Origin of the sequence: Paractinoplanes ferrugineus (assembly GCF_016862195.1) — a bacterium.
Taxonomy (GTDB): domain Bacteria; phylum Actinomycetota; class Actinomycetes; order Mycobacteriales; family Micromonosporaceae; genus Actinoplanes; species Actinoplanes ferrugineus.
In genome coordinates this window covers 188213-199412 of the sequence record NZ_BOMM01000038.1, presented here as the reverse complement: position 1 = coordinate 199412, position 11200 = coordinate 188213, and the positions used below count along the sequence as shown (strand labels likewise).

The window sequence follows — 11200 nt, the reverse complement described above, 5'->3', positions numbered from 1 at the left end:
CGGAATGCCACAGTGCATCCGCGGGCACGGGGGTGAATCCGCTCGGGGCATGCGGCTCCCTGCCCACGGGAGGACATTCGCATGCGCATCATCCTTCTCGCCGTCGCGGCGCTGGCGGTCACCGCCGGCACCGCGGCACCGGGACACGCCGCCGTCCGGCTCGGCCTGCGCCTCGAGTCGGCCGTGGTGATTCCCGGCGGCACCGCCGTCGACGTGCACTACGTCGTGGTGTGCCCGCCGGGCACGCTGGCCCGCGTCGCGGTGTCCCTCGCGCAGCGAGCCGGGGCACACGTCGCGGTCGGTTCGAAGAGCGCGGACATCGTCTGCAACGGGGTGCCGCGCTCGGTGCGGATGCGCGTCGACGCCACCGGCGGCGGCCTGTCGTTCCAGCCCGGCCCGGCGCGCGCGGCAACCGACCTCCGCGTCACGACCGGAGTCGGGGTCCGGGCCGACGACGACCGGATCCGCCTGGTCGTGATGCGGCGTTGAGCCGCGGCGCGACGCGATGCGGGCCGGATCTCGGGCGGCGCCGGCGGATCAGGGCTTCAGCTCGCGGAGGACGAGCGCGGCGTCGAGGGCCGCGATCGTGCTCTGCCAGCCCTTGTCCTCGATCGAGTCCTCCAGGCCGGCCCGGTCGCGGGCCTGGCCGAGGCTGTGCACGGTCAGCACGCCGTGCGCCACGGGAGTGCTCTCGTCGAGGGCGATCCGGGTGAGACCGGTGGTGACCGAGTCACACACGTACTCGAAATGCTGGGTCTCGCCCTTGATCACCACCCCGATGGCGACCACCGCGTCGCACTGCCGCGCCAGCGCCTGAGCGACGACCGGCAACTCGACCGTGCCGCCCACCCGGTGGATCACCACGTCCGTCACGCCACACGCCTCGGCAGCGGCCTTCGCCCGCTCGATCATGTGATCGACGAGATCGGCGTGCCATCGCGCGCCGACGATGCCGAGCCGCAGCCCGGCCGCATCGACGGTCTCCATGTGCGGGTCACCGAAGCCGGCCATGTCTTGCCCCCTTGTTTCCGTTAATTGTCATGCTTTACGGAGCACGAATCAGCCCAACGCCTCGAACAGGTGCCCCATCCTGTCCCGCTTGGTCCGCAGGTAATGCACGTTCTCCGGGAACAGCCGCACCGGCAGCGCCGCCCGGCCCAGCACGGTCAGGCCGTACCCCTCGAGCCCGGCTCGCTTGGCCGGGTTGTTGGTCAGCAGCGTCATCGAGCGCACGCCCAGGTCGTAGAGGATCTGCGCGCCGGTGCCGTAATCGCGGGCGTCGGCCGGCAGCCCCAGTTCGAGGTTCGCGTCGACCGTGTCGAAACCGCGATCCTGCAGCTGGTAGGCCTGCAACTTGTGCAGCAGGCCGATGCCACGGCCCTCGTGCCCGCGCATGTAGAGCACCACGCCCCGGCCGGCCTCGGCGACCCGCTGCAGGGCCGCGTCGAGCTGCGGGCCGCAGTCGCAGCGCCGTGAGCCGAAGACGTCCCCGGTCAGGCACTCCGAGTGCACCCGCACCAGCACGTCCTGTCCGTCGCCCAGCTCGCCGAAGACCAGCGCGACATGCTCACCGCCGTCGACCTTGGCGCGGTAGCCGACCGCGGTGAAATCGCCGTGCTCGGTCGGCAGCTTCGTCTCGACCACCCGCTCGACGGTCTGCTCCAGCGAGCGGCGGTAGGCGATCAGGTCGGCGATGGTGATGATGGCGAGGTCGTGCTCGACCGCGAACTTCTCCAGGTCGGGGCGGCGCTGCATGGTGCCGTCGTCGTTGACCATCTCGCACAGCACACCCGCCGGGCGCAGACCGGCGAGCACGGACAGGTCGATGGCGGCCTCGGTGTGCCCGGGACGGCGCAGCACACCGCCGGCCTTCGCCCGCAACGGAACGACATGGCCGGGGCGGGTGAGATCGGTCGGGCGGGTGTCGGCCGAGGAGAGCAACCGCAGGGTACGGGCCCGGTCGGCGGCCGAGATGCCGGTCGAGACACCCTCGGCCGCGTCGACCGCCACCGCGTACGCCGTGCCCCGCCGGTCCTGGTTGGTGTGGTACATCGGCGGCAGGTCGAGGCGGTCGGCCTCCTCCTCGGTGATCGGCGCGCAGATGTAACCCGAGGTGTAGCGCACCATGAACGCGACGAGTTCGGGTGTCGCCTTCTCGGCCGCGAAGATCAGGTCGCCCTCGTTCTCGCGGTCCTCGTCGTCCACGACGATCACGGCACGACCGGCGGCGATGTCCTTGACGGCCCGCTCGATGTCCTCAAACATTTCTGGCTCCCAGCATCTTCTCGACGTACTTGGCGATCACGTCGACCTCGAGGTTCACCGGGTCGCCGACGGCTTTGGATCCCAGCACGGTCAGCTTCAGCGTGGTCGGGATCAGACCGACGCCGAACGTCTCGTCGTCGACCGCCATGACGGTGAGCGACACCCCGTCGACAGTGATCGAGCCCTTCTCCACCACGTACTTCGAAATGCTCTTCGGCAGCGCGAAGCGCAGGACCTCCCACTGCTCCGCCGGCTCCCGGCTGAGCAGCTGCCCGACGCCGTCGACGTGCCCCTGCACCAGGTGACCGCCGAGCCGGCTGCCGAGGGTGGCCGCCCGTTCGAGGTTGACCTGGCTGCCGGCGCGCAGCGCGCCGAGCGACGACCGGCGCAGCGTCTCCCCCATCACGTCGGCGGTGAACACGCCGTCCTCGTTGTCGATCACGGTGAGACAGACGCCGTTCACCGCGATCGAGTCGCCGTGCCGGGCGTCGGTGGTGACGACCGGCCCGCGCACGGCGATGACCGCGGAGTCCCCGCCCGCGTCGGTGCGGCGGATGACCTCACCCATTTCCTCGACGATGCCGGTGAACATCAGAAGGCCCCCTGGTCGGACGGTTTTTGCCGGAGTGATGCGGTGAAGCGCAGGTCGGGTCCGATCTGCGCGATGTCGGTGAGATCGAGTTCGACGGCGTCGCCGATGGTGGCGACCCCCGCGTCGAGCAGGGCGGCCTTGCCCGCGCCGAGCAGCTTCGGCGCGACGTAGCCGATCACCTGGTCGACCAGCCCGGCGGCCAGGAAGGAGCCGGCCAGGGTGGGGCCACCCTCCAGCAGCACCGAGCGGATGCCCCGCCCGAACAGCGCCTGGAGCAGGGCGTTCAGGTCGACGCGGCCGTCCGGCCCGGCGCCGACCTCGCGGTTGGTGACGATCCAGGTGGGTGCGGTGACGTCGCGGACGCGCGCTTTCTCCGGCGTACGCCCCTGGGAGTCGACGACCACCCGCAACGGTTGCTTGATGGCCAGCGACCCGTCCTTCAGGTCACGCACGGTGAGCTGGGGATCGTCGGCGATCACCGTGCCGGCGCCGACCATGATCGCGTCCATGGTGCCGCGCAGCAGGTGCACGTCGGAACGTGCGGGAGCCGAGGTGATCCACTGGCTGGTGCCGTCGGCGGCGGCCGACCGCCCGTCCAGGGTCGCGGCGAACTTCCAGGTCACGTAGGGCCGGCCGCGGCGGACCGCGGTCAGCCAGGCGACGTTGCCCTGCTCGGCCTCGCGGCGGCGGACCCCGGTCTCGACCTGAACCCCCGCGGCGCGCATCGTGACCGCCCCGCCCGCCGCCTCCGAGGTCGGGTCGTCGACCGCGATCACCACCCGCCGCACCCCGGCGTTGATCAGCGCGTGACTGCAGGGCCCGGTGCGGCCGGTGTGGTTGCAGGGTTCGAGAGAGACCACCGCGGTGCCGCCGCGAGCGCGCTCCCCGGCCTGGGCGAGCGCGACGATCTCGGCGTGCGGGCCGCCGGCGTACGCGTGGAAGCCCTCGCCGACGATCTCGCCCGCGGCGTCGAGGAGCAGGCAACCGACCACCGGGTTGGGGCTGGTCGTGCCGAGGCCCCGGGCGGCCAGCGCGATCGCGCGGCGCATCGCCTCGTCCTCGGTCACCATCCGCTTCGTCCTCTCAGCGCGGCAAGGTCACGCGCTGAGAGTAGCGGGAGAAAACGCCAGGAATTGGACAATAAGGGTACGCTTCGCGCACCCGAACCAGGGCACGCCCAGGGTCCAATCCCGCGCGCTGTCTCCCATCCGGACTGTCTGACCAGACTTTCGCCTGATCAACCGTCGGCCCCGGATTTTCACCAGGTCCACCGTCCGCCTTGTTGAGGCGTCCGGGTCGCGGGCTTACCGATGCTTTCGCGTCGGATCACCGCCGGTTCGGAATTTCACCGAGTCCCGCCAGCGCGTGGTGGGTCAACCCCGAGTCTTGCACGCGCGATCGACATTGCAAGAGGGCGCGATGCATTTCACATCTCCCGAGGAGGAGATGAGCGCTAACTTTCGCTGTCGCTGTCGGCCCGCCGACGGTCGATCGCCACGTATGACCCGGGCTGGGACTTCGCCACCTTCTTCATCTCCGACGCGACCGCGATGACCACCCGCGGATCGGCGAACTGACGGCCCTCCGGGGTCGCCTGGGCCACCCCGATGGACAGGGTGACCAGGGCGGCCTTGTGCCGGTTGCCGCGCCGGTCCGGCACTTCGATGTAGCCGCGCCGGGCGTCCTTCGCGTCGTAGAGCCGGTCGGCGGCCTGCTCGAAGTCGGTCACCGTGGCCTGGGTCAGCGGCAGTACCTGCTCCGGCGTGCAGATGAAGACGAAGTCGTCACCGCCGATGTGCCCCAGGAAGACCGACGGCTTGCCGGTCGACGCGGACGCCTTGTGCAGGCTGCGGGCCAGCGCGGTGATGAACTCGTCGCCACGGTCGAACCCGTACACGTCGTTGACGCTTTTGAACCGGTCGATGTCGATGTAACCGACCGAATACTCGCCGCCCGCCTTCATCCGGTCGGCGATCTCCCGCCGCACCCGGGCGTTGCCGGGCAGGCCGGTGAGCGGCGAGACCTCGCGGAACTCCTTGTTGCGCCGCAGCGTCGACGTCACGCGGGCGATCAACTCGGCCGTGTCGAACGGCTTGACCAGGTAATCGTCGACGCCGTTGGTCAAGCCCACGACCTTGTCGACGGTCATCCCCTTGGCGGTCAGCATGATCACCGGGAGGGCGCTGGTGAGCGGTTCGGCGCGCAGCCGGCGGGTCAGTTCGACCCCGTCCATGCGCGGCATCATCCAGTCGACCACGGCCAGGTCCGGACGCTTGCTCTCCATCAGCTCGAGCGCTTCCTCACCGTCACCGGCCCGGATGACCTCGTAGCCGTGGACCTTGAGGTTGAACTCGACGAAACCCGCGATGTCCTGGTCGTCGTCGACCACCAGGATCAGGTCCGGCCGGTCCTCCGGGTCGGCCCCGAGGTCCTCCGCGCTGTGCCGCACAACGCCGGTGCTCATCCAGCCTCCCCGCTCGACGTGGCCCGCTTAATGATGCGACGCCTGAGCCGCCACGGCCAGGGCCCGCAGCTTACGGATCGCCTCGGCGGGATCCTCCGCCCCGTAGACGGCGGTGCCGGCCACGAACGCGTCGGCACCGGCCTCGGCCGCCTGGGCGATCGTGTCGGCCGCGATGCCGCCGTCGACCTCGAGACGCACGGCCAGGTCCTTCGCGGTGATCCGGCGGCGCACGTCGCGCACCTTGTCGAGCATCTCGGGCAGGAACTTCTGCCCCCCGAAACCGGCCTTGATCGTCATGATCAGCACGGTGTCGACGTAGGGCAGCAACTCCAGGTAGGGCTCGACGGGGGTGTCCCGGTCGATCGCCAGCCCCGCCTTGGCGCCGGCCGCCCGCAGCGTCTTGGCCAGGGCCACCGGATTTTCGCAGGCCTCGGCGTGGAACGTGACGTTGTGGGCGCCCGCCTCGGCGTAACCCGGCGCCCACTGCTCGGGGTCGGTGATCATCAGGTGCACGTCGAACGGGATCTTGGTGACCTCCCGCAGGCTCCGCACCACCGGCAGGCCGATCGTCAGGTTGGGCACGAAGTGGTTGTCCATCACGTCGACATGCACCCAGTCGGCCGAGCCCTCGATGGCGCGTACCTCGTCGCCGAGACGGGAGAAATCGGAGGCCAGGATGCTCGGGGCGATGATCGGCTTTGCACTCACGCTCGAAGTCTAGGGCGTCGGGTTAACACGCATCGCAAACCGGATAGAGTGGCGCGTCCTAGGGAGGCGATCGATGCGACGGTGGGCCTTGTCGGTGTGCGCCCTCGTCATGGCCGCGGCCGGTTGCGCCGCCCGGCCCGACGGCGTCGACGGCGACCTCACCGACGGCTGGCCGCCGATGCCGGCCGCCACCCAGTTCCAGCCGGCCGCCGACATCTGCCACACCGAGCTGGTGCAGACCGGGTCGGCGGAAAACTACGACCCGGTCCCGTGCACCGGCGCGCACCTCGTCGAGACGATCGCGATCAGCCGGCTGGCCGCCGCCGACACCCTCGCCACCAGCCTGCCCAAGGCCTTCGCCGCCTGTTCCGAGCAGGCCAGCACGTTCCTCGGCGCCGACTGGCGCACCGGCTGGGTGGTGCTCCAGCCGGTGCTGCCGGGCAAGGCGGCGTGGGCCGGCGGCGCCCGCTGGGTGCGGTGCGACGTGGCCCAGACGTCACCGATCGACGGCGCACTGGTGCGCCGCTCCGGCACCATGAAAGGCACCGTCAAGGCCGGCGGCAACCTGCGGATGGCCTGCGCCAACCCCACCATCAAGGGTGAGTCGGTCACCGAGATGCACCCGGTGGCCTGCGCGAGCAGGCACACCGCCGAGTTCGCCGGCCTGTTCGAGACCGGCGCGACCAAGCCCAGCGAGGTCAGCGGCGACTCGCTCGCCGACGGATGCGACAAGGCGATCGCGAAGTTCACCGGCCTGCCCGACGACAACTCCCTGCCGAGCCGGATCGGCTGGCTGGGCTTCCCGCCCGACGACACCGCCTGGGAGATGGGTGATCGGGCGGTCCGCTGCTTCCTGTGGCTCAACGGCGAGAAGATGACCGGCTCCTACAAGGACGCCGGCCCGGCCAAGCTGAAGATCCACTACTCGAACTAGGCGGTGCGGCGCAGCACCGCCAGGAACATCGCGTCCGTACCGTGCCGGTGCGGCCACAACTGCACCGTCGGCCCGGGGCCCAGCTTCGGCATGCCCGGCGGCAGCAGGGTACGGGCGTCCACGAAGTCCGCCTCGACGCCGCTGCGCCGCGCCCCCTCGGTGACGGTCACCTGCGTTTCCACCAGGTGCGGGGAACACGTCACGTACGCCACGAGACCCCCCGGCCGCACCGCCCGCAGCGCCGCGACCAACAGCTCCCGCTGAAGTTTCGTCAACGCCGGCAGGTCGGACGGCTGCCGGCGCCAGCGGGCCTCCGGGCGCCGCCGCAGCGAGCCCAGACCGGTGCACGGCGCGTCGACAAGCACCCGGTCGAACGACTCCTCCGGCAGGTCGGGGTCGCGGCCCACCGAACGGCCGTCCATCGGCAGCACCGTGACCGGCATGCCCTCGGTGGCGTGCTCGACCAGCCGGGCCCGGTGCTCGGCCACCTCGACCGCGGTCACCTCGGCCCCGCGCAGCGCGGCGATCGACCCGAGCAGACCCGCCTTGCCGCCCGGACCGGCGCACAGGTCGAGCCAGCGGTTGTCGGTGCCCTCGATCGGGGCGGCCACCAACGCCGCCGCGACCAGCTGGGAACCCTCGTCCTGCACGTGCGCGCGACCCTGGTGGATCGCCGACAGTTCACGCGGCGAGCCGCCGTTGAGATAGACCGAATATGGCGAGAACGCCCCCGGCTGCCCGTCGACCTCGTCGGCCAGCTCGACCGCCTCGGCCCGCCCGGGACGCGCGCACAGGTGCACGATCGGCGCCTGGTTGTCCTCGATCAGCAGCCGGGCGGTGTCGTCGAGGTCGCCACCGAGCGCCTCGGCGAACGCCCGGATGATCCACTGCGGGTGGTTGTGCAGCACCGACAGGTTCCCGACCGGATCCTCGTCGTAGGCCGGCGCCAACCGGGTCAGCCACTCGTCGAACGGAGTCTCGGAGATCGTGCGCATCACCGCGTTGGCGAACCCGGCCGCCCCCGGCGCCACCGAACGCACCAGGTCGACCGTCTGGTTGACGGCCGCGTGCGCCGGCACCCGGGTATGCAGCAGCTGGTAGGCGCCGAGCCGCAGGGCATCCCGCGCGGGCGGGTCGATGCGGGCCACGTCGCGGCCGGCGGCGTCGGCCACGATCAGGTCGAGGGTGCCGAGCGCGCGCAGCGTGCCATAGGTCAGCTCGGTCGCGAACGCGGCGTCGCGGCCGCTCAGGCCCAGGCCGCGAAGGATGTCGGAAAGCACGATGTTCGCGTACGCGTCGTCGCGGTGCACGGCGGCGATCGCCTCGTACGCGGCCTGACGGGCCGGGTCGGACGGCGGCCGCCCGGCACGGGGAGCCCGGCCCGAACGGTCGTCGCGGAGATAGCCCGGACCGCCGGGGGCTCGTCGGCCGGTGTGCCGCGGGCGATCGGCTTTGTGGTCTGTCACTCGAACCTCTCCCCCGACTGGATCCGCGTGCCGCGGGCCCAATCGGTTGCCGACATGGGTTTTTTGCCGGCCGCGCGCACCTCGCCCAGCACCACCGGGGTGGTGGCGGTGCCGACGAGCACCTGGGTGCGCTCGACCACTAGGTCACCGGCCGCCAGCTGCGGCGCGTTGGCCACCGGCCGCACCGGTCCGAGCTTCACGCGCTCGCCGCGGAACGTGGTCCACGCACCCGGCGCCGGGGTGCACGCGCGGATCCGCCGGTCGACCGCGAACGACGGATCCGACCAGCGGATCGCGGCGTCGTCGACGGTCAGTTTGGGGGCGAAGCTGACGCCGTCGGCCGGTTGCGGGTGGGCCACCGCCGTGCCCGCCTCGATCGCGTCGAGCACCGCCACGAGCAGCCCGGCACCCGACACCGCGAGCCGGTCGAGCAGGTCCCCCGACGTGTCGGTGGGCCGGATGTCCTCGGTGAGCGTGCCGTAGACCGGCCCGGTGTCGAGGCCCGCCTCCAACTCGAACACGCTGGCGCCGGTCACCTCGTCGCCGTGCAGCACCGCGTGCTGCACCGGGGCGGCTCCCCGCCAGGCCGGCAGGAGCGAGAAGTGCAGGTTGACCCAGCCGTGCTTGGGGATCTCGAGGGCGCTCGGCGGCACCAGCGCGCCGTAGGCGACGACCGGGGCGCAATCCGGGGCGAGCTCGCGCAGCCGCTCCTGGAACTCGGGCTCGCGCGGCTTGGCCGGGGTGAGCACCTCGATGCCGCGCTCGTCGGCCCACGCCCCGGCGGGCGAGCGCACCAGCCGGCGGCCCCGGCCGGCCGGCGCGTCCGGCCGGGTCACGACCGCGACCAGCTCGTGCGACGAGTTGGCCAGCGCCTCGAGCGCGGGCAGGGTGACAGCCGGCGTACCGGCGAAGATCACGCGCATCCGGTCACCGCCCCAGCCCGAAGATGCCCCGGCTGTGCGGACTCTCCTTGACGACCGGCGGCTTGTCCTCCTCGTACCACTCGGCGGCGCGGATCTGCTTCCACGCCTCCTTGCGGCCGGCCGAGTCGAGCCGGTCGAGGAACAGCACACCGTCGAGGTGGTCGGTCTCGTGCTGCACGCACCGCGCCATCAGACCGGTGCCGACCAGCTGCACCGGGTCGCCGAACTCGGTGAAACCGTTGGCCACCACGTGCTGCCGGCGCTTGGTGTCGACATAGATGCCGGGGATCGAGAGGCAGCCCTCGGGCCCGTCCTGCTCCTCCTCGTCCGGGAACGACAGGGTCGGGTTCACGATGTGCCCGACGACCTCGTCGACATCGAAGGCGAAGACCCGCAGCCCGACCCCGAGCTGGGGTGCGGCCAGGCCGGCGCCGCCCTCGTTCCGCATCGTCTCGACCAGGTCCCGGACGAGGTTGCGCAGCTCCTTGTCGAAGTCGACGACGGGATCGGCTGCGGTCCGCAGCACCGGATCACCGAGGAGACGGATGGGCTGAACGGTCACGCGGCGGTACTCCTGACATTCTGGGGCGGGCAGCCTCCTATCCTACGGAGTCGCCTCGGCTTCATCGCGTCAGCGTGACGCGCAGCTCCCGCCAGCCCCGCAGGTTCATCCGGGGCCGCCGCACCGGCCGCTCGGCAAGTGCCAGATCGGGGAACCGCCGCAGCAGCGCGGGCAACGCCACCTGCGCCTCCAGCCGGGCCAGCGGCGCGCCGAGGCAGTAGTGCGCACCGGCCCCGAACGACAGCGGCGAGTTCCTCGGCCGCCGCGGGTCGAAGACGTCCGGCTCGGCGAACCGGGCCGGATCCCGGTTGGCCGCGCCGAGCAGCAGAATCAGCTCCGCGCCGGGCGCGACGGCCAGGCCGGCGACCTCGGTCGGCCGGGCGACGGTCCGGCTGGTCATCTGCACCGGCGCGGCGATGCGCAGGACCTCTTCGACGTACGCGGCGGCCAGCTCCTGATCTTGACGCAACCGCGCCGCGTACGCCGGATGGTCGAGCAGCAGAACGACGCCGTTGCTTATCAGGTTGGTGGTCGTCTCGAACCCGGCCACCAACAGCAATGCCAGGTTGGCAAGCAGTTCGTCGGCGGTGAGCCGCGTCCCGTCCGCATCGTGCGCCGCGGCCAGCGCGGTGACCAGATCATCGGCCGGCTCGGCCCGCCGCCGCTCGACCAGATGCCCGAAGTAGTCGATCAGTTCGTCGGCCGCCGCGTCCGCCTTGACCCGATCCTCCTCGGTCCAGTGCAGCTCCAGCACGCCGGTGAGCGCCTCGGCCAGCCGCCGGAAGCGCCCGCGGTCCTCGACCGGAACCCCGAGCAACGCGGTGATCACCCAGATCGGCAGGGGATAAGCCAGGTTCCCGACCAGATCCACCCCATCGCCGTACGACTCCAGCCAGTCGAGAAGCTCGTCGACCTGCCCCGCCACGGTCTCCCGAAGGGCCGACACCCGCCGGGCCGTGAACACTCCGGCCGCGAGCCGCCGTTGCCGGGTGTGGTGCGGCGGATTGGCCCGCAACATCGAGTCGGCGAACAGCGCGACCGCCCGGTATTCACGCCACCCCGGCCAGGCCGCTTGGAGCCGGGCCGCGTCGAACGTCTCGACCACCGGGTCGCGCAGCGCCCGATCGACCGCCTCGTAGCCCGACACCAGGTAGAGCGACTCCGACACCGGCAGAATCGGCCCGTGCCGGTGCAGCGCCGCATAGGCGTCATCGGGTTCCCGATCGGTCGGCGGGGCGAGCAGCATCCCGGCAGCCTCAGCAGCATCCATCCTTGGATCCTCCTTC

General features: G+C 71.5%; 12 protein-coding genes and 1 riboswitch. Of the genes, 2 read left to right on the top strand and 10 right to left on the bottom strand.

The window, feature by feature from the left end:
- Positions 1–81 precede the first annotated feature (81 nt).
- The gene (locus tag Afe05nite_RS21065; protein ID WP_203818860.1) at positions 82–489 is read left to right on the top strand and encodes a hypothetical protein; all 408 of its coding nucleotides are present in this window, start codon (positions 82–84) and stop codon (positions 487–489) included.
- Between the two features lie 48 nt (positions 490–537).
- Here the strand turns inward: Afe05nite_RS21065 and ribH are convergent, their stop codons facing one another.
- From ribH to rpe, 6 genes are all read right to left on the bottom strand, one after another.
- Positions 538–1011 (bottom strand): 6,7-dimethyl-8-ribityllumazine synthase, encoded by a 474-nt coding sequence (gene ribH / locus Afe05nite_RS21060; RefSeq protein WP_203818859.1) that lies wholly within the window; start codon positions 1009–1011, stop codon positions 538–540.
- 48 nt (positions 1012–1059) lie between these two features.
- A complete protein-coding gene (locus Afe05nite_RS21055) occupies positions 1060–2265 on the bottom strand; it encodes a bifunctional 3,4-dihydroxy-2-butanone-4-phosphate synthase/GTP cyclohydrolase II (protein ID WP_203818858.1) in 1206 nt (401 codons plus the stop codon).
- Positions 2258–2857 carry a riboflavin synthase gene (locus Afe05nite_RS21050; RefSeq protein ID WP_203818857.1) on the bottom strand — a complete coding sequence of 200 codons (600 nt, stop codon included), beginning with the start codon at positions 2855–2857 and terminating at the stop codon, positions 2258–2260. Before Afe05nite_RS21050 ends, Afe05nite_RS21055 begins: the two co-directional genes overlap by 8 nt.
- On the bottom strand, positions 2857–3927 hold the full coding sequence (gene ribD, locus Afe05nite_RS21045; RefSeq protein ID WP_203818856.1) for a bifunctional diaminohydroxyphosphoribosylaminopyrimidine deaminase/5-amino-6-(5-phosphoribosylamino)uracil reductase RibD: 1071 nt from the start codon (positions 3925–3927) through the stop codon (positions 2857–2859). Before ribD ends, Afe05nite_RS21050 begins: the two co-directional genes overlap by 1 nt.
- A gap of 122 nt (positions 3928–4049) precedes the next feature.
- Positions 4050–4224, bottom strand: a riboswitch (FMN riboswitch).
- Between the two features lie 86 nt (positions 4225–4310).
- A complete protein-coding gene (locus Afe05nite_RS21040; RefSeq protein ID WP_203818855.1) occupies positions 4311–5321 on the bottom strand; it encodes a GGDEF domain-containing response regulator in 1011 nt (336 codons plus the stop codon).
- Between the two features lie 27 nt (positions 5322–5348).
- The gene (rpe, locus tag Afe05nite_RS21035; RefSeq protein ID WP_203818854.1) at positions 5349–6029 is read right to left on the bottom strand and encodes a ribulose-phosphate 3-epimerase; all 681 of its coding nucleotides are present in this window, start codon (positions 6027–6029) and stop codon (positions 5349–5351) included.
- 73 nt (positions 6030–6102) lie between these two features.
- On the opposite strand from rpe, the gene Afe05nite_RS21030 reads away from it, so the two are divergent.
- Complete coding sequence (locus Afe05nite_RS21030; RefSeq protein ID WP_203818853.1) at positions 6103–6963, top strand: septum formation family protein; 861 nt, start codon at positions 6103–6105, stop codon at positions 6961–6963.
- Here Afe05nite_RS21030 and Afe05nite_RS21025 read toward each other — a convergent pair.
- From Afe05nite_RS21025 to Afe05nite_RS21010, 4 genes are all read right to left on the bottom strand, one after another.
- On the bottom strand, positions 6960–8429 hold the full coding sequence (locus tag Afe05nite_RS21025) for an RsmB/NOP family class I SAM-dependent RNA methyltransferase (protein ID WP_203818852.1): 1470 nt from the start codon (positions 8427–8429) through the stop codon (positions 6960–6962). The two genes, Afe05nite_RS21030 and Afe05nite_RS21025, sit on opposite strands and share 4 nt — an antisense overlap.
- The gene (gene fmt / locus Afe05nite_RS21020) at positions 8426–9352 is read right to left on the bottom strand and encodes a methionyl-tRNA formyltransferase (RefSeq protein WP_203818851.1); all 927 of its coding nucleotides are present in this window, start codon (positions 9350–9352) and stop codon (positions 8426–8428) included. The genes Afe05nite_RS21025 and fmt overlap by 4 nt, the downstream gene beginning before the upstream one ends.
- 4 nt (positions 9353–9356) lie before the next feature.
- The gene (def, locus tag Afe05nite_RS21015; RefSeq protein ID WP_203818850.1) at positions 9357–9914 is read right to left on the bottom strand and encodes a peptide deformylase; all 558 of its coding nucleotides are present in this window, start codon (positions 9912–9914) and stop codon (positions 9357–9359) included.
- A gap of 61 nt (positions 9915–9975) precedes the next feature.
- The gene (locus Afe05nite_RS21010) at positions 9976–11184 is read right to left on the bottom strand and encodes a cytochrome P450 (protein ID WP_203818849.1); all 1209 of its coding nucleotides are present in this window, start codon (positions 11182–11184) and stop codon (positions 9976–9978) included.
- Positions 11185–11200: the final 16 nt, after the last annotated feature.